Origin of the sequence: Paenibacillus aceris, assembly GCF_017874035.1 — a bacterium.
GTDB classification, from domain to species: Bacteria; Bacillota; Bacilli; order Paenibacillales; family NBRC-103111; genus Paenibacillus_E; species Paenibacillus_E aceris.
In genome coordinates this window covers 70,857-91,673 of record NZ_JAGGKV010000024.1, presented here as the reverse complement: position 1 = coordinate 91,673, position 20,817 = coordinate 70,857, and the positions used below count along the sequence as shown (strand labels likewise).

Genomic DNA, 20,817 nt, shown 5'->3' with positions numbered 1-20,817 from the left:
ATTGGATTTTAAATGGAATAATTTGTTTGAAACTTATAATTTAATCATTATTAAAAAATTATTTTGTGTAACAAATCGTCTTAGCATTTATATGAAAAAACTTAAAATTTTACAAGTTTACCTTATGAAAATGTATAGATTCTATAGGTATAAAAGTTATATAATGAAATCATCATTGCTAGAAAGCGTTTCCGAGAGTCGCATGATTGAGATTTGGTAGTCTTAAATTCACAATTTAGGAGGGAGGCCTTCCCCCCTTCTCAACGAGAGGATGATAGATATGATAAAACGTAAAACAATTCTAACTACTTTAGTGTGCAATCTTTGTTTATCATTAGCAGTAGCTGCTCCTATTTCCGCAGCAGACGTCTCCCAATTCGAGTTGACGACATCCGACACTGAATCGGATACCGGCGAATTCACCGTTACTTTAAAAGGACAAAATATTCAAGATTTATTCGCATATGAGGTCAAATTTAATATCGATGCCAGCAATGTCGAGGTTGTTAAAGCCGCAACGGCGATAAACGGTTTCTCCGTTCCTCCTATCGTGAAAAATAATGAAGTAACTTTTGCTCATACAAAGATTGGAAAAGTGGATGGCGAAAAAGGAAATGTAGATATCGGCACCATTACCTTCAAGGCCAAAAAGGCAGGAACAACAAGCGTTAAATGGACCGATATCAAAATCGTAGATCATAATTTGGGAAGTCAAACTTTTAAGCCAGATCAATCCACAAGCTTTATCAAAGTCTTTAGTGACCTTGCCGGCCACTGGGCAAAACCTGATATTATGCAGATGGTTGACAAAAAAATTGTAGAGGGTATGGATGACGATCATTTTGCACCTGATACGAATGTGACAAGAGCACAGTTTGCAACCCTGCTATCCAAAGCGCTGAACTTGCAGGATGATGCCGGGCAAAACCCATTTGCTGACGTTGCAGCCGGATCTTGGTATGAAAGTACCGTGAAGAAATCCTATGCAGCCGGCCTGATCAACGGGGTTGCGGATGATGCGTTCGCACCAGAGCAAAACATTACCCGTGAGGAAATGACCGCAATGCTCTTAAGAGCGAAAGCTCATGCAACAGGGACCAAAATTGAGGACATGGCCGTAAAGGGCTCCATTCCGTTTAGTGACGAAGGCTCCGTCAGCGACTGGGCTAAGAAAGTTGTCGCACTGGCAGTCGATTCAGGTTTAATGAACGGTAGAACGGATCAAGAATTTGCTCCGCAAGAGCATGCTAGCAGAGCTGAGTCCGTAGTCGTGCTGAAGCGATTGATAGCTGGTTTGAATTAATCAAAGCAAGAGGCTGTCCCTCCGTCAGTTATGACGTTGAGACAGCCTCTTCACATTCTTGCATCAGTCCTGTCCTTGCAATTTTCTATCCAGCATCCCCTGCACGAACAACGCATAAATTACATACCCCACCAACAGCGCAGCGGCCGTTAGCAGGAAAGGCAGCGAATAATAATTTCCAGCCAAAATATAACCCGCCCAGTAAGAGGCGATTGTGTTACCGATGCTGCGCGATACGGTCCGCATTCCTGCGAACAAGTTGCGGTCTTCTTCGGCAACAGCAGACATACATTCACTATCCATCAAGTTGTTCAACATGGTGAAGCCCGTCCCGCGAATGAGCAAAAGTACGGCGAATATGGAGACTGGCATAGCAAGGGCCATTAACGCCGCGATCATCATATTATATAGAAATAGGAAAACGAACGTCCTGCGGCTGCCCCATCTCTCTACGACGTACGGCATGACGATGGAGCCGATAAAGAAGAAAAAACCAGACAGCGCCAGCAATCCGGAGATGTTGCCGTCCTCCATATGAAAGCGAAATTTCAGGATAACGTTCAAGAACGGACTAAGCAGCCCGAAAGTAAAGCCGGAGTTGAAAATAAGCAGTGAAAGCAGCAGAAGAAAATAAAGCGCACGCCCTCTTTTCGGCTGATCCGTCGGCTTCCCTCGCTGGGCGCCGCTAACCTCATCTGCCGTATTTTTCACCCGTGCATGTGTAGATGGAAGCAGCAGTCCCCGTAATATGCCTGAGAGCGCCAAACATCCACCGGCAACGAAGAATGCATATTGGTACATCGTAGAATGCCCGGGCAGCCAATTCGGCAGGAAACCGCCTAGCCATGTGCCTAGCCCGGTAAAAAAAGTAAATATTGCGAACAGCAGCGAATAAGCGCTTGTCTCTTCTTTCTTGCTGCGGCAATATTGAAAGATCAATTGAATCTCGGAGTTCACTATCGCTGTCATACCGAGCGACCAGATAAGCTGCGCGGCCGTCACCGTGCCAATGCTGGTACCGAAGCCGAACAGTACTAGCGACAGGAAGGCCAGGAGCATGCCGGTGACGAGCATCGATTTGCGCCCGACACGCTTCACGATGAAACCTGCCGGCAGACTGGCGAGGCCAATTGTCAGCGCCCCCAGCGATGTTATTTTACCGATATCGCCTTTGGAGAAGCCAAGGTCTAAGAGATGTAAATTCAAGACGAGGCTGAAGATGCCAACTCCGACGCCAAACAGGCTCTCAGTTGCGATGAATCGCTTGACGCCGGGAGATAAATCACGAACTAAATTTACGGTATACGTCCACATCGATGTACCTTTCCTCTTGCTGTAGTATGTGTTTTATCTTACATGGCGGCGGCATCCAGTTCAATCCTATTTTTCCAGAACGATTCGTAGATGAAATAGGCCGATAATAAAAAGCTTTCCTAAGAGCAGACACACCTCCTAGAAAAGCCTATAATCGTTCCATGAATTAACTAGCTTACGATATGACGCCTTACGTTTTTCACATGAATATCTGCCTTACTTCCAGTAACGTTTGGATACGCAATGCTCCTTGGCCAGCTTCATCGTGCTCAAATCCACAATTTCAATACATTTAATCGTTTCCGGGGAATGTATCATCTGGTTGTCTCCGGCGTAGATCCCAACATGGTGAATAGCTCCCTTGCCTTCCTCATGTGCGAAAAAGAGCAAATCTCCCGGTTCCAGCTGTTCCTTATCAACTAAGGTTCCCTGATTGGCTTGGTCCGAGGCGTCTCGGGGAATCAAAATTCCAAAATATCTGTGCATGGCATAAGCAAAACCGGAGCAGTCATAGCCATAAGAGGACATTCCTCCCCATAAATAGGGCAGATCGAGAAACCTCTTCCCCTGCTCCACAATCCCCCGACCTACGTCGACTCCAGCAGATTTGGGAGCTAGAGGACCGTCGATCAACCGAATGTCATCCGCTTTTAAATATCCCGTCCCCTCAGGCGTCTGCACTTTCACCCATTCTTCCGTTTCCTCCAGCACAGGAAGAGAGGTTAGATAGCTCAACTCCATGACCAATTCGGTCGGATTCTTATACAACCAAGCCTTATCGGAAATTACTTCCGCTCTCTTCGAGCCGAGAAGAGCCTCACCCTCTTCAGCTAACTGGCAGCTTGGTACCCAGCCGGGATAGCCCAAGGTATCCTTCCGTGTTCCCTGCTGTGGGATAAGCACCTTGCTCCAACCTTCGCCTTCTTCCACGACAAGCACAGTGGAACCATAAAGAATTTGCGTTTGAATTCGGTTCCCCAGACACAAATCCAGCTTGTCTCCAAGCGTCATGAACCCCAGCCATTCTCTTATTTCGGCCGGATACTTCAATGCAGGCTCATCCATCAGCCTTGGAGATTCCGGTTTCGTCCACACTGTGGCGACAGAAACAACGACCGTCATTCGTTTAGGCATACTCATGATCCCACTGCACTCTGGCTTTGGACCACGTCTAAAATACCGAGTCCAGCAGCTTTCGGGAAGGTCATCACCCTTCCGTCGTACTGCACACCGCCAACTACAATGTCTTGAAGCATCATTAATGGAGCATCAAAATCGCAACGGGTAATATTTTTCTTGCTGGCAGCAAGATGGGCTGCAGCTGTTACGGCCACACGGGATTCGATCATACTGCCCACCATGCACTCCACACCGAATTCTTCCGCGATATGATTAATGATTTGTGCTTTGTAAATACCGCCGGATTTCATCAATTTGATATTAATCAGGTCGGCTGCACGGTTTTTCAGCACCTCAAAAGCTTGTATGGGAGTAAACACACTCTCATCCGCCATAATGAGTGTTTCCACGTGATCCGTAACCATTTTCAACCCTTCGATATCTCCAGCTTTCACCGGCTGTTCAACCAGTTCAATATCAAGTCCTAAATCCTCCATACGGCGAATCGTCCGAATGGCATCCTTCACCTGCCATCCTTGATTCGCATCCAGGCGAATTTTCACGCCGCTGCCTACGCATCTGCGGATTTCCTTTATTCTTTCGATATCCTCTAGGAGATTATCCTTACCAACTTTAATCTTCAGTACATTGAAGCCTTCTTGCACATAACGAATCGCGTCTTCTCCCATTTCCTTAGGCGAATTGACGCTGACCGTGAAGTCTGTTTCAATCTGATCCTGATATCCTCCTAGGAACTGATACAACGGCAAACCACAGTTCTGTGCGACAAGATCGTAGATAGCCATATCCACAGCCGCTTTAGCACTGCTGCTCCCAATCATCGATAGATGGATCTCCTGCAGAATGCGCTCGTAAGCTAGCAGGCTTTTTCCAATCAACAAGGGGGTGAACGTATTTACGATAGCCGAATGGATACTATCCAAGCTGTCACCTGTGATGACAATGGTCGCCGGAGCCTCTCCCCAACCGACTCTGCCGTCGTTCGTCTGAATCCGAACAATAATGGATTCCGTTCTATACACTGTACGCAGTGCTGTTTTAAACGGCTTTTTGAGCGGAGTCGATTGCCGCATGACTTCAACACTTTGAATAAGATTCATGTTTGTTGCCTCCTTATGCCTCTACACCAGGTTCCGTACATGCCAGCAACTTCTCGTATGTGCTCATTCTTGCTCCTATCCCAAGTGGAACCGCAATATTCGGAGAGCAGTGGCCGATTTTAAATCCCGATAGTGTCGGCTTCCCTGCTGAAACGATATGCTCGCTGAAGATCTCCTCTAAAGTAAATGACACTTTACGTTTATTCGGCACGCAATTATGAAAATCACAGATCAGAATGCCAGCAGCATCGGCAAATTTCCCTGCGTGCCTGAGCTGATTTAACATACGATCCAACCTGTAGGGCTCTTCGTCGATATCTTCAATTAATAGAAGTTTTCCTCTCGTATCCAACTCATACGGCGTCCCGAGCGTACTTACAATTAAAGATAGGTTCCCGCCAATAATAGGTCCAAAGGCTTCCCCTTCCACCAACGTTTGCAGCGGGGAAATCTCTTCGGTGTAGCGGAGAACGGAGGGATGAAGCAGTGTTTCATAATTTTGAACCGTCAGCGGGTGCAAATCTTCTTTTCCCAAATCGATCAACATGGGACCATGAAAAGTAACCAAACCTGCGAATCTTCCTATCGCTGCATGCAGAAAGGTAATGTCACTATAGCCCCAGAATATTTTCGGATTCGCGCGAATAAGGTCATAATCCAGCAAATTGGCTATTCTCCCTGTTCCGTATCCGCCACGCGCGCAAATGATAGCTTTAATCGCAGGATCGGCGAACATGGCGTTCATTTCCGCAGCACGTGCCTCATCCGTTCCGGCCAGATAGCCGTGCTGCATGGTTAGAGTATCTCCCAGCCGAACATGCAGGCCCATCTTCTCCAGAATAGTTGAAGCCTCTTTCACCTGCTCCGTATCTACCAAACTTGCCGGGGCTGTAATGCCCACTGTATCGCCAGGACTCAACCGCCGAGGCTTGATAAGCTCTACCATGATTGAACACTCCTATCCCGCATGGAAAAAAGGGAGAAGCACCCCTGACAGGTGCATCCCTCCATCATCCTTTTTATTTCAAATCTGCCCACTTAAAGTCGAGGAAACCGAATGCGTGTCTAACGACACCCTCTAATTTATCGCTTTGCAGGTAAGTGGAGTTATAGAAGTAAAGCGGCAGAACCGGTGCTTCGTCCATCAAAATCTTCTCTGCATCATGCATCATTTTGTATCGTTTGGCCTCATCCGTTTCTACATAGGCGTCTTTGATCAATTTATCATAAGAAGCGTTAACCCACCCTGTGCGGCTGAACGGATTCGTCGATTGGAAGCCATCCAGGAAGTTGATCGGATCGGCAAAATCCGGAAGGAACGAAGAACGGGACAATTGCAGCTGCAGAGCCTTTTGCTCGGTAGTCAGAACTTTACCTTCTTTATTTGCTAATTTCACATCAATCCCTAAGTTATCCTTGAGCATGGCTTGAAGCGTTTGAGCAATCCGTTGAGAGACATCATTCGTGTTATACGTCAAAGTAACTTCAGGCAGTGTCGTATATCCGGCTTCCTGCATCCCTTTGGCCAAAAGCTGCTTCGCTTCGGCTGCATCGAACTTGATCAGGCTGCCCCCAACTTGCCGGAAGTCACCACCGGCAGGATCCTTAAGTCCTGGCGATACATAACCGTCTGCCGGTTTCTGCTTTTGCTTTAATACCAAATCTACAAGTTTCTGTCTGTCTACAGCCGCAACAAAGGCTTTCCGGATGTTAACATTATTGAAAGGAGCCATTTTCACATTAAAGCGGTAAAACGCTGTTCCAGCAGCATCTTCAACTTTCACTTTGTTTTCTGCGAACAATTTATCGCTCATGTCAGCCGGAATGGATCCCGTTGTATGAAGCTCACCGGTCGTGAAGAGCTGGTAAGCCGTGTTCGTATCATTGATCATTTTGAACGTAACGCCCGTCAATTTTACATTTGCGGCATCCCAGTACTGATCGTTTTTCACCATTTTCAGCTCGCTATCGTGCTTCCATTCGGTAATTTTGAACGGTCCGTTACTTACAATCGTGGATGCTTCACCTGCCCATTTGGCGTTGCCTTCTACCGTAGCCTTATGGACGGGGAAAAAGGCCGGGCTGGAAACCATGCCAACTAACCAGGAAGCAGGCTGTGTCAACGTCACTTCAAGTGTCTTGTCGTCCAGAGCCTTAATTTTCACACCGTCAGCTGTCCCCTTGCCGGAGTTGAAAGCTTCTGCTCCTTCAATAGGATATGCGAGGAAAGCCGCGTCAGAAGCTGTTTTTGGATCCAGCAGACGCTTCCAGGCATACTCAAAGTCGGCAGCTTTTACCGGGTCGCCATTGGACCACTTTATGCCGTCACGAAGCGTAAATGTGTACTTTTTCCCATCCGGCGTGACTTTCCACTCTTTCGCCATAGCTGGCTCAGGAGCCTGATTCTTGCCAAGACGCGTCAATCCCTCAAACGCATTGTTAACTACGTCGTAAGAAACTTGGTCGAATCCTTTCGGTGGATCGAGGGATGTTGGTTCTTTTAAATTGTTGTAAAGGAGGATTTTGGATTTCGCTTCTTTGGCTGCTTCCGTCTGCTTGGCGCCAGACTCTGGAGTTCCGGCCCCTGGATCTTTGCTGCATCCGGCAAGTAAGGTACCGATCACCAATACGGAGCTGATTAGCAATGCTGAAACTTTTTTCATGAGCACTTCTCCCCTTCGTTCTTTGTCTTATTTATCCTAGAGCCGACAAGATACTTCGCTTGATCGGCGGCTGGAATACAATTTGAGAGCGCGGATCCTGAAGCCAGCAGGCTACCGAATGAGTGCTCGACACAGCTGACTGCTCCGGTTGGTAGATACCGCATACCTCCATGGCGTAACTGCAGCGTGCTGCAAATGCGCAGCCTTTGGGCGGAGCGAACAGATCCGGCGGCGTTCCCGCAATCGGCGTAAGCGGAAGCGACTTGTCTGTGTCCAGTCGCGGCATGGAAGCCAGCAGCCCTTTGGTGTAGGGATGCTGCGGATTGCGGAACAGCTCATCCACAGTTCCTGCTTCAACGACCTTGCCGGCATACATCACATTGACCCGATCGGCCATATTCGCAACAACACCAAGGTCGTGTGTGATGATGATGATGGAAACGCCGGTTTTCTTCTGAAGCATTTTGAACAGCTCGATGATCTGCGCTTGTATAGTGACATCCAGCGCTGTAGTCGGCTCATCCGCAATAAGTACCGAAGGCTTGCAAACCGCTGCGATGGCAATCATAATCCGCTGTCTCATGCCTCCGCTAAATTCGTGCAAATATTGCTTCAACCGCATCTCAGGGTTAGAAATGCCCACCAAGCCCAGCATTTCCGTTGCCTGCTTGCGTGCTTCCGCACGCGATATTTTCTGATGGCGAATGATGCCTTCCATAATCTGTTCACCGATGGAGATGGTGGGATTCAAGGCTGTCATTGCATCTTGAAAAATCATTGAAATCTCGGAGCCTCTCAGCTCGCGCAGCTGCTTTTCGCTAAGCTTGGTCAGCTCCCTGCCCCGAAAGCGGATGCTGCCTTGGCTGATCTTCGAGCTGTGCTCGGGAAGAAGACGAATCATGCTGCGCGCTGTGACACTTTTACCGCAGCCGGATTCGCCTACGATAGCTAGCGTCTCTCCCTTACCTAACGTAAAGCTGACCCCGCGAACCGCCTTCACTTCTCCACCATGCGTGGTGAACGAAACATGAAGATTGTCGACTTCCAATATAACGTCGGATGAGTTCGTTGTTTTCACCTAGACTACCTCCTCCTTTTCGGATTAAAAGCGTCCTGCAAGCCGTCACCAACCAGGTTAAAAGCAAGCATCGTGATCGATATGAAAAATGCCGGATAAAATAACCGCCACCACTGCCCTGACAAAATGGTCGACAGACCGTCGTTGGCCATAACCCCCCAGCTTGCCAGAGGAGGCTGAATACCTAGTCCAAGAAAGCTTAAGAACGCTTCTGCGAAAATAGCGGAAGGCACCGAGAATGTCACCTGCACGATAATGACACCTATGGCATTAGGCAGCAAATGTTTACGGATGATGTAGCCCGCGCCTCCGCCTAGTGTTCTTGCCGCCAGCACGTACTCCGATGATTTCAAACTAAGCACTTGCCCGCGCACAATCCGCGCCATTCCGATCCAGCCTGTGGCGCTTAAGGCCACGATGATCGTTAGAAGACCTGGGCCCATAACGACCATGAGCAAAATAACAACAAGCAGATAGGGGATCCCGTACAAAAGATCAACGAACCGCATCATGACATTATCGATTCGTCCTCCGAAGTAACCGGCGATGCCGCCATAAATAATGCCGATGACGAAATCGATCAATGCAGCCATAAGGCCGATAAATAACGAGATGCGTGCCCCATAAAGGATACGGGCATATACGTCGCGCCCAAGCTCATCTGTGCCGAACCAATGTGCTGCCGATGGTTTCTGATTGGCATCCAGCAGCACCTGCTTCGAGTAGCTTTGGTCCGTAAGGAGAGGCCCACATATCGCAAGCAGCGCCATCAAAACAACAATGATCAGCCCCGCCATGGCCAATTTATTTGCGCGTAGCCTAATCCAAGCTTCCTGCCAGAACGACAGCCGCTCGCGAACAATGGCTTCCGATGTCCCTTTGCTCTTGGCCATAGGGACAAATAAAGAATCCGGAACGTTCATCGCTTACCCCTCCTTCCTGTGCAGCTTGATGCGGGGGTCAACAAGACCATAGGCGATATCCACCAGGAACATCATAATGACTAGTAGAGCGCTATAGAATACGGTCGTACCCATAATGAGCGAGTAATCACGGTTGTTAATGCCGTCGACGAAATATTTCCCCATTCCCGGAATGGCAAATATCTTTTCAATCACGAAGCTCCCCGTTAGAACGTTGGCCACCAAAGCACCGAGCAATGTAATAACCGGTAGGACAGCATTTCGGAGCGCATGCTTGATGACGATTGTAGCGGGCGACAAGCCTTTGGCCCTTGCCGTTTCGATGTAGTCGGCGGTCAACACCTCCAACATACTGGCTCTTGTCAATCTGGCTATAATCGCAAGAGGTCCTGTTGACAAGGCAAGTGCGGGAAGGATGACATGCTTCCAAGTTCCCCAAGTGGCTACCGGAAGGAGCTTCCACTCAACAGCCACGTATTTGATCAGCAAGGTAGCTACAATGAAGTTAGGTACTGCAATGCCAATAACCGCAAAGATCATCGCGAGATAATCGATGATTCGATTCTGTCGGAGGGCGGCGACCGTTCCAAGCGCGATACCGGTGACGATAGAAATAAGAATGGACACCATGCCAAGCTTAAACGAAACCGGAAAGCCACGGCTGATCATCGAATTCACGGTATCGGGAAAGTGACCGATAGAAGGTCCAAGGTCCAATGAGAGCAGCGATTTTAAATAAAGGAAGTACTGCGTCGTAACGGGTTGGTCCAAATGGTAAAATTCCATCAGGTTCTGAACGGCCGTCGGATTCGAATTCTTGCCCTCCTTTTCGAAAGGCGATCCCGGAACCGCATGCATCAGTGCAAAAGTAACCGTAATAATTAGCCACAGTGTGACAATCATGGAGATAAATCTGCGAAGAATATATTGTGTCACGCTATCACCCACTCCCGCTTTTTAACAAAATGCCGTTCTCATCGCCAATTCCGTCATTACCAACATTGCTCGGTACGCCTCAAGAATGTCTTTCGCCTGAAATGTGACAGTAGGACTGTTATCATCTATGGTCGTACCCGGCATCAGGTGAGCCCACTCCGCTTGACCATAGTTGGCAAATTCAATCTTCAATACCGGTTGATCCGGCGGTACGAGCGGTTTCACTCTGCTGCGGTTAGCCAGCGCTTCCTTGGTTTTTTCCCGGAGCAGTTGCCCGCTCTTCTCGGGGGTTAAGCAGACAGCCGAAGTTCGCGATATCCGCTTTTTCACAATCGCTGTCGTAATACCCGGAATGAGCTCTTCCGCTTCCAGAGCGGTTTCATCGTCCCCTGCCACTAATAAAACAGGCACACCGTAATGTCCGGCAACATAAGCATTAAAACCGAGCTCGCCAATTACCCTTTCGTTAATGTACATGTTCCTAACTCCGAATATCATCGTATGGCTTAGTACGCCTTTGGTAGCTGCTCTAGTGTGATAACCTAGAAAAGCGGCTCCAGCAAAGGAGGCATCCAGCCCCTGTACCATGGAAAAAGGCTTCACATCACCTGAGATCAACTGGGTTTCGGGATGCAGCTTCTCGATTAACAGATTGTTCATTTTGGAGTGACTGTCATTCACGATAACTTCCTTGCAACCTTCATCAAAAGCAGTTCCGATGACATGATTGGCTTCATCTGTCATGATGTGCTGCCCGCGTGTGTAGTTGTACTGTCTGGAATCAACAAATGTGTTATCAACAAGTCCGGTTATCCCTTCCATATCAATGGAAATATAAAGTTTCATTGGTTGTCCTCCCCTTTTGTAAGGTAACAAAAACCCAGCAAACAGCCTCGGGCGCATGCATCCCAAGAAACCATTTGCTGGGTTTTATTTACGGGTATGTTGCCATACGGATAAATAAAGCAGCTTACACTGTACCGGAAGATTGGAATCCCATCTCTTCCCGGCCGTTAAGTGCTAATTTGTATTTTTTTTGTGCGTCTTTATAAGCTACCACAAGAGCCTTCTGGGATGACCCATGGTATCTTCGGCGGATTTCCTCCGCCACCACATCAAGGAGAAGCATATTGTGCCCGATGAAGATCGAGCGGACAAAATCCGATGTGAGTGGAATGGTAGATGAACATCCTGCATCAACAATCTTATGGCTGGTCGTATCTACGACAAGTCCAATAAAAAATGCGTTATACTGCTGGGTTATAGGATTGTTCACGGAAGCCTGCGCATCGCCGATAATATAAATTGTATCTTTGTCGTATAGCAAACGAGCACACTCTCCTACTTAGCATTCTGTTCGATTTCTGAACGGGATGTGGGAAGAGATTCGGTCTCCCTACGACCGCCAGAAGCCAGACCGCTAATGATGTAATATATTCTAACATCGAATTCACATGTTGTAAATATCGAATCTTTTGGCGTTAAGGTCACCTGAGAAAAGCCGAATGCAACAACCGTGCAAGTTCTTCTTCTGCCTCAAAATAAACGCCTTGCTCTTTTCTTTGGATAAGACCGTTCATGAGCAGAATGAAGCCCCATTTCTCCTGTTTATGCAAATACATATCGCTAAGCAGTCCATAAGCATCACCCGAATGTCCAATCAGTCTGTTTCCCGGTATCAAATCGTCTGTAATCAGAAACTGGAGACCGCAATTGCGGAAAAAACCGTCTCGACGGTGGCCCGACCAATGTGGCGTGTGCATGAGATCTACCGTTTCCGGCTTCAGGATTTGAACATCGTTCAATTTACCTGCGTTCGTATGCGCTTCCAAAAAGCGCGTCAAGTTATCCACATTTGTGCGAAGACCGCCCTGAGGGCTGAATAACGCACCGTTGGTGCCAGGCACATATCCGCTGTAATCCATTGCTTCCGGTTTTCTTCCACCAAAATCGTCCGTGCCAACAATAAATCGATCATCGCCCTCTGAGTATTCATACAGCACAGCAACAGAATCCATGTCCTTCAAATCACCGATATGAAAACTGGTATCGTTCATTTGAAGCGGCTCGAACAGATGCTTCTTGCAGTATTCGTCAAAACGTTCATTCGAAAGCCGTTCCACGACAGTTGCTAGAATGACGGCGCCAAGATTCGAATATTCAAAGCAATCCGGATCTCCTGGCTGTCCGTCTCCCCAGAGATTGTCCGTGTAATAGGTCCCGCCTGGCAGCAGGATATCGACAAGACGTATCTTAGGCGGATTCTCCCTGCGCGAATCCACGACAAATCGAACATATTCATCTTGCAGCCCGGAAGTGTGGGTCATGATCTGCTTGAGCGTTATCGGTACATTCGGATGCTTGAAATTGCGCACTGCAAATCCAAGTATGTCTCCTACGTCCTGATCAATTCCGCATAAGCCCTTTTCCACAAGCTGCATGACCGCTGTTGCGACTACTGTCTTTGAAATCGAAGCGATGCGGAAAACAGTTTGTGATGTAACGGGGATTCGTCTTTCTACATTCGCCCAACCATACCCTGCGCTCCAAATCTGTTTCCCTTCACGAATCACGGAGGCCGCTAAACCAACAACCCGATGCTTGTCCATCACCTGCTGAATCCGTTCATCCAAGGAATTCAAGGAGATCCTCCTTCGCCCTGATTTGTGAAAATATTGATACCAATAGTTACATTATAATAAAGTCTATTCGTGCTGTGTAGCATTTTTTTGTTCCTGCGTCTCGCCGAAAAACCGGCACCCCTATTTTCCTCGGAGTCCCGGTTATATTAACAGCTATTTTTGGATGTTTATTTAACTTGAATGCCTGTAGCAGCTTTGGAGAAATCATTGCCATCCAAATGGTTCAAGGACGAATCGACATCCTGCAAGGTCAAATAAGTACCTGTCCCCGGCAATGCTTTCGTTCTCTCGAGGTCAAGCCCCCGAACATGCTTAAGCTCCATGACACTTAAATGATGCTGAGCTGCCGTGCCTTTAAATCCCTGAATGTGCAAATTCTCCAGCTGTTCGCCGTACAAGGCATTGGACCAATTGGGATTCCTTTTTTCTCCCCACTTGATCTCAACGTCGCTTAATGTTATGTCATTTGCATAGCGCATAAAGACTGCAGGAATATGATGCGGAAACACGCCGCGCACAGAAGGCTGTGTATCGAATACGCCGCCGGCGTATCCGCTTTTCTCTCGCACGGTATGCTTCACATTGCGAAGCGAAATTTCCTCGATAACGCTATCCTCCGAGCCTTCCAGGTAGATACAGCCTTCCGCTTCGATAAGCACATGATCGAAGCGGATATTGCGGATTTTCCCGGGCGCAGGCGCGTTCGGGACATTCCTCCGCTCAGCCGTCATGAAGATCGGCTCCGATTTGCCCCACCAACGAAGTGTCCGCTGAATTTCATCCTCGTTGCTGAACAATCTCGTTTCGATGATTAGATTGGAAAACAGCATATTTTCTACGGTTGCGCCATCCCGTACCCAAATGCCAACACCGCGATTGGAGTTGCGGATCACGCAGTTCGTCACCACGATATTGCGGATATCCGCGTGCGTTTCAGTCCCGATTTTGATTGCCGAATCATGGGATTGCAGCGTGCAGTTGGTCACGGTAATATTCTCGCAAGCCCCGTAGCGCTCAGCGCCATACTTCGTCGTTTTGATAACGATGCAATCGTCACCCGTTTCAATGTGGCAATTGGAAATATGCACATCCTTGCAGCAGTCCGGGTCAATCCCGTCGTTGTTGGGGCCTCGGACTTGCCCAAGAATCTTCACGCCATCCACGGTTACCTGGTTGCAGCCTGTCATATGCAGACCCCAGGAAGAAGCTCTGTACATAGTGACGTCGCGGAAAATGACATTCGTACATCCTTCAAAGTCGATCAGCTTAGGACGGAAGCCACCCAAGGGCTGCAGCACATAATCACTGACGCCATCCTCCGGCTCCAGAAAATGCTCCCCTCTGCCATCGATCGTCCCCAATCCGGTTATGCCGATATGGGTCGCATGCTTGGCGCAAACTAAGGCCCGATTCCCTTGACCTTCACTCAGCTCTAAAGCTTCGACGCCTTCAGGAAGGACGAAATCCGCCTCCTCCATGGAGCTGACGATTCTTGCCGCAGGCGTTAGATGCAGCTCCACGAAGGAGCGAAGCATAATCGTACCGGACAGGAATTCTCCTTTCGGTATGACAACCGTGCCCCCGCCCTGCTCTGCACAGAAATTTATCGCTTTTTGAATACTTGCCGTATCTTTCGTTATCCCGTCTCCGACCGCCCCAAAATCCGCAATGTTTACGATCATCCTTTACAGTGTCCCCTTCCCTTGTTCCGATTCGTTCCTCAAGTCATGTCGCCAATGTAATAAGCGAAAATTTGTTCAATCGGTTTAAAATATAAATATCCATCGTCTTCCCATGGCTGAAAATGCAGATCCATCCGCGAATCGTTCCAATTTTCCGGGGTTCCCTTCGTATTCAGTCGGCCTGGCACAACAGGCTCCTCGATGACCTTCGGAAATTCCTGATAACCGAATAACAGGTTTTCGTGCATGGCAATGATTTCATATTTATCCCCGGAAAAAGCCCTCTCCTCTTGAAGCTGATAATGATAATAGATGTAGCTGCTCATCATCTCCGGCTTCAAGAAAGCGACCCTCCCCGCACGTCTCTCGACCGGCTGCTTACGCAGCCAGTGCTCGTGACTGGCCGGCTCGTTAAAGTGGAACACATCGATCATCAAGATCCACTTCCGAGGTTGCGATTGTCCAGGCCACTCCTTCAAATATGGAAGCGCGGCGCCGGCGATCTCTTCAGGAGCCACTTCACGGTTTATGCATTCGTAATAGAGAAAGAGATTGTTTCTCCAAGAGAAAGCTGCAGCCGTCATGACTTCTCCCTGCTCAACCAGTTTCTTGGCCTGTTCACTTATCTGTAAAGCTTTCAAGCCTGCGGACTCTTGGCCTTGCGCCAACTCAGCCCGATACATCATTCTTTTGATCATAGATGACATGCCTCGGCTTTCCTTAGGATAGATGTTCAAATACAGGCAGCTCAACGTTCGTGCAATTGACCTTCTCGAGCGGTGCTGGATCTAATGTGCGCACAACCACATTATCCATCGTCCAATTCAAAGCGTGGGCAATGGATCCGGATTGGTGAACGGTCATCCCAACGTTAGTAAACCGAATCCCCTCTATCGGCTGCTCCGGGTAGGCCTCTACCTCGAACGCTCTTGAGCGCGGCAAACTTCCGCTTCCATCCTTTGGTCCCGCATGAAATAAGCTGTGCACCTTGACATCCGAAATATCGATGTTTTTGAAATGCGGGATGCCCCGCGAAGGCGGCGATACCGGCTCAGCCATCACTTTCCAGTGATCTGGAACGTCCCCTTCATACGCCTTTGGAATCTCCGCATAGCTGTAGCTGGGATTCCAGTTCAAGAGAAAGCTGAACGGATTTCTTACATCTGTCATGCTCATCCGGTTGACACGAATGTTCTCGATCACGCCTCCGCGGGTGCGCGCCGATTTTAAACGGAACCCGTTTTCAGTGCCTTTCGCCGTAATATCGGAGATCTCCACATTGCGAATGCCCCCGGAAGTTTCGCTACCGATTGTAATGCCGCCTCCGCGTCCCATTTCACAATGACGGATGACAACATTCTCGCACGGGCGATTGACCCGCAAGCCGTCGGCATCCCTACCGGCCTTAATGCAGAAGTTGTCGTCATTACAATCGACATAGCAATGCTCAACCAGCACATTCGACGAGGAATCAATGTCGATGCCGTCTGTACTCGGTCCTTCGTTTCGCTCAATCCGCAGCCCGCTCACCGTGACATGCTCGGAGTAGCAAATATGGACATTCCAGAAAGGAGAGCGTATGAACGTAAGTCCGCTGATATCAACATGAGAGGAATCGGAAACAAGCAGCAGCCGTGGCCGCTTGCAATCATAATCAACTGCCCACCGGAGCCCCTGTGACGTGTAAACCTTCCTCATCCCGCCAAGCCGGTCGGAGCCCCAATACTTATGCCACCAATATTCGCCCTGGCCATCAATAAGACCTTTTCCGCTGATTCTTACATCAGTCTGACCGCAAACATTCAGCAGGGCGCTGTGCCACTGCATTTCGATACCCGCAACGCGCGTCCAGATGGACGGATACGCCGATTCGTCTACTACCGCCCGAAGCACCGATCCTTCCGCGATTTCAAGCTCAACATGCGACTTTAAGAAAATCGCGCCCGACGTATATACACCGCCTGACAAGATGACCTTTCCGCCTCCGCTGGCGGCTGCCTCATCAATGGCTCGTTGGATCGCTTCCGTGCAAACATGCGTATCCGTCACCTTGGCAACGTGATATGCAGGCAGGGAATTCTGAGACATCTTCGGATTCATCAGGCAGTCCCCGCTTTCAAATGCTGCTGTACTTTCATAACCTCCACGCCAGCCAGCATGACGATCCCGATCCCATGTGTATCGTTCAGCAGCCATGGCAGTTCATCCTTGTAATAACGCCCGGAGAACGAATAGCCGGAGCCTCTGCATACCCCGTAAATATTTCCGAACTTATCGATGCTGATCTTGGTCAGCCCTGTCCAACCTTTCATCACAGCTTGCACATAGGCCTCAGGCTCAAGCAACCATCCGTTCTGAATACCTTTGGCGAAGGCGTACATGAACATGGACGTACAAGACGTTTCCTCATAGGAAGCAGGATCGGTCAATACTTGATGCCAGAGCCCGTTTATCCCTTGCAGCTGCAAGAATCCTTCACACAACTCACGATAAAAAGCAAGCAGTGCCTCCCGTTTTTCGTGCTTCTCCGGGAGCGCGCCCAGCAGTTCGGCAAGCGAGAACAGCACCCATCCGTTCCCACGCCCCCATGGTATTAGCGTAGGCCGATTGGTTTTAAAGTCGTAGATGTGCGACATGATTTGTTGTTCCGGCATATATAAATACTTTTTATATAGAAGAATCTGATTCGCTGCATCATCCATGTAGGAAGCATCCTGTGCGTATGCGGAATATCTATACAAGAAGGGAATGCTCATATACAAATCGTCGCACCAAAGCGTATCTTTCATGAAATCAACGCTCCCGCGTACCCGGTAAAGCGCGCCGTTCGGCAATCGGTCTTGCACATGAGTGATGTAATCGGCGATTCTGGCCGCCACCTTCTCCGCCCCTTCAATCTTCCCATAGTCAAGAGCAGCAAGCATCGTCGCGCCGAATGAGCCGCAATCATCCAAACTGTCAATGAAGGCCAACTGATTGTTGACACCCGCAGCCCCATACTGCTTTCCGTCCCATAACGAGTACTCGTCAAAGGATGCGCTCTGCTCCACATGGCGGCGTACATAATCGATATAGTCCTTCCTGTTAAGAGCCGCTCCAGTCTGTATGAGGCCATACAACGTAACCCCAAGCGGGTAATTCCATTTTGCGAAAAGTGTATTCTCCAAATAAGGCCGAACCCAGGTGTTTGGCCGATCGGCTCTCCAGTACGTGCCTCCCCTGCCGTCGTCGTAGACTCTGTTCAATAACTGGATTCCCTCCGGTTCAGGTACGCTTGCCTGCTCAAAAGAGCCCAAATAGAGCCAATGATCATCTAGGCCTTCGACTGAAAAAGGAGCTACCAAGGATACCGCATGTCCCTCCACTGCAGGCTGCATAGTAAAGCCCCATTCTCCCCCCGTGCAGGTCGAACGAACCACAATGTCATGATCTCCGAAATCGAGCGGAATATCGATTTGGAATTCAGCGCTGTTCTGCGCCGAATACACTTCCTTGCCATTGACATAGACCGTTAAGGAACCGTCATGTTTGCCAAGCCACTTGCTTAACTGACCGGCAATACCGCTGCGCGCTCTTGTCCAAGCGATGGCCGTACGTCCTGGCTCCGCGCCGAACAATCTTGTGAATACACCGCTCTGACGCGCCTCTTCATTCCAGCTATGATTAGGCAGCCACTTCACGAGACCGTCTGTCTCCATTAACCCTTCAGCCAGCAGTTGTTCCGCGTCAACACTCGTCGGCTCCGAATAGATCCAACCTTCCTGACCGTCCCGCTCCTGCGTTGGACAGATGAAGTGAAGCGGAAAATTTTTGTACGAGCCTGTGCCGAACACACCGCCGCACCCGTTTGCCGTATTCTCGAACTGAAGCACAAATTCATTCCAGCCTTTGTTCATCTGTGCACGGAATACGTTTTTGCGTTCAGGGGCCATCTCATCCGAAATATTTGACGCAAACACGCGCTCGCCGTTTACATAAATATGGACCGGACTATAACAGCTAATGCCAAAGTTAAGCTCTACCGGCTGGTCGCTCCAAAGCTTTGCCCAAGCATAGACAAACTCCCCAATGCGCATATTCTCCCAGCGTTCCTGAAAATTCATATCATATCTGTAATCGTGAATACGGGCGAAACCATCCTTGTTGAACAACCGGTACACGAAAGGGTGTGCGGGACTCGCACCGATATAACGCTGTGCAATCGTCTGAAGGGTTCCTTCCACATCGTGGTAACACTTCTTAAATACTGATTCATTTGCTTCAAAATAAGCCATAGCAGGTTTCTCCTCTCTCCTCTAAGACAAAGACTCCCACACCATAAGCGCGGGAGTCAGCTGAGCTCTCTTTATTTTGCGGCAAGACGCTTCTTGTAAGCATCCGTCATTTCTTGGCTCATTTTCACGACGTTCGCGTCTGTTTTCAGCTTATTGACAAAGTCATCCCATGCGGCAATCGTTTCTTTTCCTAAGATGACCTTAACCTTCATATCAAGCACTTTCTTCTGAAGCTCCGGCAAGTATTGCATAGCGGTCGGAGAGTACAGGCCGATGCTGATATCCGCTTGGCTTGTTTTGGCACGTTCGTCCTGAACTTTTCTGTACAAATCTTGTGTATCCTTCTGGAAGAAGTTCTTCACTGTACTCGCATATGGATCAGCGACATAGACGATCTGATTGAAATCCGGTCCTCCGTCATCCGCCAATTTCTTGGAGTCGACAACCTTCACGCCGTCTTTCACCGTATGGTCTACACCTTCCATGCCATAGGTTTGAATCGCGAACACGTCATCGTTCATCCACGTATCGACCATTTTCAGAATACGCTTCATTTTATCTTCTTTAACGGTTTTCGGAATCGCCAGTACGCCGGAGAATCCAGGTCCTTTCGGATTGTAGCCGTTAATATTTGTAGCCGGATAGAAATCTGTTTCTTTCACATTCGGATTAATCTTTTTCAAATCGTTCAAGTAATCGGACACGACAGTTCCTGTTTTATCTACAAGACCGCCCGCTTTATCTGTCTTCACGATGTCCTTCACTTGGCTCGTTTTCAGAGAAGCGAAATCTTCCGGAATCAGTTTTTCTTTGTAGAGCTTAATTACGAATTCAAGCGCTTGACGCTCTTCAGGGAGAAACGATTTGAATACCATCTGATCGTTGACCCATTTCCAATCGCCATTGGATTTAGCGAAGGAGTTTTCAATTTGACCTAACGTATCGGAAACTTTATCTCCGTTGGTCGCATTAACGGAAAGACCGATTGTATCTTTTTTGCCGTTTTTGTCCGGATCATTCTCAGTAAAGGCTTTATACACTTGATACAATTCATCGGTTGTCGTCGGCACATTCATGCCCAGGTTATCGAGCCAGTCTTTACGGAAAAGAAAGAACGTATCTCCTTCCGTTGGACGCGGACGAGGAATGGAATAATTTTTTCCGTCTTCCATTTTAGTCAAATCCCAAGCGGTTTTGGAAATCTTGCTGTTTAAGTTCGGATAATCCTTGATGTAATTGCTTATATCCCAGAATGCACCTTGCTGAACCATGCTGCGGAACACGGAAGTAAACGGATCAGGGATATAAATGAGCTCAGGAATGTCACCGGAAGCGAGTGTAACGTTCAATTTATCGGGATAGCTATTCGCAGATACCCATTGAATGTTCATCTTGGAATTGGTCGCTTTTTCAATCGCCAGCTTGATAGCGTTATCATTTGCAGGCGGGTTAGCGCTTAGAAGAATCGTCATAATATTGACATTTAGCGGCGCCGTATCCGATCCGGATTGAGCCGTCGTCGTGCTTTCAGTTTTATTCCCGCATGCAGTAAGTGCCGTCGCGGCAATCAGCATGGCAGTCAAGCCTAACGCTGCTTTCTTTCTGACTTTAAAAGTCATTTTGTTTCATCCCCTTTTTCTTGATTAAATTAGCTTCGTGCTGTGATTCACATCGTAAGGGATATTAGACTTCCCGACAACTCGACTTTCTTGCAGACACGCCAATCGGCCGGCTTATCCTTTATTGCACACTATTCATTCCT

Annotated in this window: 17 protein-coding genes; 1 reads left to right on the top strand and 16 read right to left on the bottom strand. The window is 48.5% G+C overall.

Annotated elements, in window-relative coordinates; genetic code table 11:
- Window positions 1–280: 280 nt before the first annotated feature.
- The gene (locus tag J2Z65_RS29170) at window positions 281–1,303 is read left to right on the top strand and encodes an S-layer homology domain-containing protein (RefSeq protein ID WP_167055512.1); all 1,023 of its coding nucleotides are present in this window, start codon (window positions 281–283) and stop codon (window positions 1,301–1,303) included.
- 63 nt (window positions 1,304–1,366) lie between these two features.
- Here J2Z65_RS29170 and J2Z65_RS29165 read toward each other — a convergent pair whose 3' ends face one another.
- From J2Z65_RS29165 to J2Z65_RS29090, 16 genes are all read right to left on the bottom strand, one after another.
- Complete coding sequence (locus tag J2Z65_RS29165; protein WP_167055507.1) at window positions 1,367–2,617, bottom strand: MFS transporter; 1,251 nt, start codon at window positions 2,615–2,617, stop codon at window positions 1,367–1,369.
- Window positions 2,618–2,833: 216 nt separating this feature from the next.
- Window positions 2,834–3,757 (bottom strand): C40 family peptidase, encoded by a 924-nt coding sequence (locus J2Z65_RS29160; protein ID WP_167055505.1) that lies wholly within the window; start codon window positions 3,755–3,757, stop codon window positions 2,834–2,836.
- Window positions 3,754–4,857: a dipeptide epimerase gene (locus J2Z65_RS29155; protein WP_167055503.1), complete on the bottom strand. Its 1,104-nt coding sequence runs from the start codon at window positions 4,855–4,857 to the stop codon at window positions 3,754–3,756. The genes J2Z65_RS29160 and J2Z65_RS29155 overlap by 4 nt, the downstream gene beginning before the upstream one ends.
- A 13-nt stretch (window positions 4,858–4,870) precedes the next feature.
- On the bottom strand, window positions 4,871–5,803 hold the full coding sequence (locus J2Z65_RS29150; RefSeq protein WP_167055501.1) for a S66 peptidase family protein: 933 nt from the start codon (window positions 5,801–5,803) through the stop codon (window positions 4,871–4,873).
- 73 nt (window positions 5,804–5,876) lie between these two features.
- Window positions 5,877–7,520 (bottom strand): peptide ABC transporter substrate-binding protein, encoded by a 1,644-nt coding sequence (locus J2Z65_RS29145; protein WP_167055499.1) that lies wholly within the window; start codon window positions 7,518–7,520, stop codon window positions 5,877–5,879.
- 31 nt (window positions 7,521–7,551) lie between these two features.
- Entirely contained in the window at window positions 7,552–8,598 is a 1,047-nt protein-coding gene (locus J2Z65_RS29140) for an oligopeptide/dipeptide ABC transporter ATP-binding protein (protein ID WP_167055497.1), read from the bottom strand.
- 5 nt (window positions 8,599–8,603) lie between these two features.
- Window positions 8,604–9,521: an ABC transporter permease gene (locus J2Z65_RS29135; RefSeq protein ID WP_167055495.1), complete on the bottom strand. Its 918-nt coding sequence runs from the start codon at window positions 9,519–9,521 to the stop codon at window positions 8,604–8,606.
- A gap of 3 nt (window positions 9,522–9,524) precedes the next feature.
- The gene (locus J2Z65_RS29130; RefSeq protein ID WP_167055493.1) at window positions 9,525–10,457 is read right to left on the bottom strand and encodes an ABC transporter permease subunit; all 933 of its coding nucleotides are present in this window, start codon (window positions 10,455–10,457) and stop codon (window positions 9,525–9,527) included.
- Between the two features lie 21 nt (window positions 10,458–10,478).
- The gene (locus tag J2Z65_RS29125; RefSeq protein WP_167055490.1) at window positions 10,479–11,303 is read right to left on the bottom strand and encodes a M55 family metallopeptidase; all 825 of its coding nucleotides are present in this window, start codon (window positions 11,301–11,303) and stop codon (window positions 10,479–10,481) included.
- Window positions 11,304–11,427: 124 nt separating this feature from the next.
- Window positions 11,428–11,784: a DUF3870 domain-containing protein gene (locus J2Z65_RS29120; protein WP_167055487.1), complete on the bottom strand. Its 357-nt coding sequence runs from the start codon at window positions 11,782–11,784 to the stop codon at window positions 11,428–11,430.
- A gap of 160 nt (window positions 11,785–11,944) precedes the next feature.
- Window positions 11,945–13,099 (bottom strand): serine hydrolase domain-containing protein, encoded by a 1,155-nt coding sequence (locus tag J2Z65_RS29115; RefSeq protein WP_167055484.1) that lies wholly within the window; start codon window positions 13,097–13,099, stop codon window positions 11,945–11,947.
- 167 nt (window positions 13,100–13,266) lie between these two features.
- Complete coding sequence (locus tag J2Z65_RS29110) at window positions 13,267–14,781, bottom strand: glycoside hydrolase family 28 protein (protein WP_167055481.1); 1,515 nt, start codon at window positions 14,779–14,781, stop codon at window positions 13,267–13,269.
- Between the two features lie 38 nt (window positions 14,782–14,819).
- Window positions 14,820–15,488: a hypothetical protein gene (locus J2Z65_RS29105; protein ID WP_240159603.1), complete on the bottom strand. Its 669-nt coding sequence runs from the start codon at window positions 15,486–15,488 to the stop codon at window positions 14,820–14,822.
- A 13-nt stretch (window positions 15,489–15,501) separates the two neighbouring features.
- Window positions 15,502–16,977 carry a glycoside hydrolase family 28 protein gene (locus J2Z65_RS29100; RefSeq protein WP_205300927.1) on the bottom strand — a complete coding sequence of 492 codons (1,476 nt, stop codon included), beginning with the start codon at window positions 16,975–16,977 and terminating at the stop codon, window positions 15,502–15,504.
- A complete protein-coding gene (locus J2Z65_RS29095) occupies window positions 16,881–19,055 on the bottom strand; it encodes a glycoside hydrolase family 88/105 protein (protein WP_167055478.1) in 2,175 nt (724 codons plus the stop codon). Before J2Z65_RS29095 ends, J2Z65_RS29100 begins: the two co-directional genes overlap by 97 nt.
- 71 nt (window positions 19,056–19,126) lie before the next feature.
- Window positions 19,127–20,674: a type 2 periplasmic-binding domain-containing protein gene (locus J2Z65_RS29090; RefSeq protein ID WP_167055475.1), complete on the bottom strand. Its 1,548-nt coding sequence runs from the start codon at window positions 20,672–20,674 to the stop codon at window positions 19,127–19,129.
- Window positions 20,675–20,817: the final 143 nt, after the last annotated feature.

Bases quoted from the DNA above. Each gene is read 5' to 3' on its own strand.
- J2Z65_RS29105 (WP_240159603.1), bottom strand. From the start codon at position 15,488: ATGTCATCTATGATCAAAAGAATGATGTATCGGGCTGAGTTGGCGCAA.
- J2Z65_RS29150 (WP_167055501.1), bottom strand. From the start codon at position 5,803: ATGGTAGAGCTTATCAAGCCTCGGCGGTTGAGTCCTGGCGATACAGTG.
- J2Z65_RS29155 (WP_167055503.1), bottom strand. From the start codon at position 4,857: ATGAATCTTATTCAAAGTGTTGAAGTCATGCGGCAATCGACTCCGCTC.
- J2Z65_RS29170 (WP_167055512.1), top strand. From the start codon at position 281: ATGATAAAACGTAAAACAATTCTAACTACTTTAGTGTGCAATCTTTGT.
- J2Z65_RS29095 (WP_167055478.1), bottom strand. From the start codon at position 19,055: ATGGCTTATTTTGAAGCAAATGAATCAGTATTTAAGAAGTGTTACCAC.
- J2Z65_RS29165 (WP_167055507.1), bottom strand. From the start codon at position 2,617: ATGTGGACGTATACCGTAAATTTAGTTCGTGATTTATCTCCCGGCGTC.
- J2Z65_RS29090 (WP_167055475.1), bottom strand. From the start codon at position 20,674: ATGACTTTTAAAGTCAGAAAGAAAGCAGCGTTAGGCTTGACTGCCATG.
- J2Z65_RS29145 (WP_167055499.1), bottom strand. From the start codon at position 7,520: ATGAAAAAAGTTTCAGCATTGCTAATCAGCTCCGTATTGGTGATCGGT.
- J2Z65_RS29160 (WP_167055505.1), bottom strand. From the start codon at position 3,757: ATGAGTATGCCTAAACGAATGACGGTCGTTGTTTCTGTCGCCACAGTG.
- J2Z65_RS29135 (WP_167055495.1), bottom strand. From the start codon at position 9,521: ATGAACGTTCCGGATTCTTTATTTGTCCCTATGGCCAAGAGCAAAGGG.
- J2Z65_RS29125 (WP_167055490.1), bottom strand. From the start codon at position 11,303: ATGAAACTTTATATTTCCATTGATATGGAAGGGATAACCGGACTTGTT.
- J2Z65_RS29110 (WP_167055481.1), bottom strand. From the start codon at position 14,781: ATGATCGTAAACATTGCGGATTTTGGGGCGGTCGGAGACGGGATAACG.
- J2Z65_RS29100 (WP_205300927.1), bottom strand. From the start codon at position 16,977: ATGGCTGCTGAACGATACACATGGGATCGGGATCGTCATGCTGGCTGG.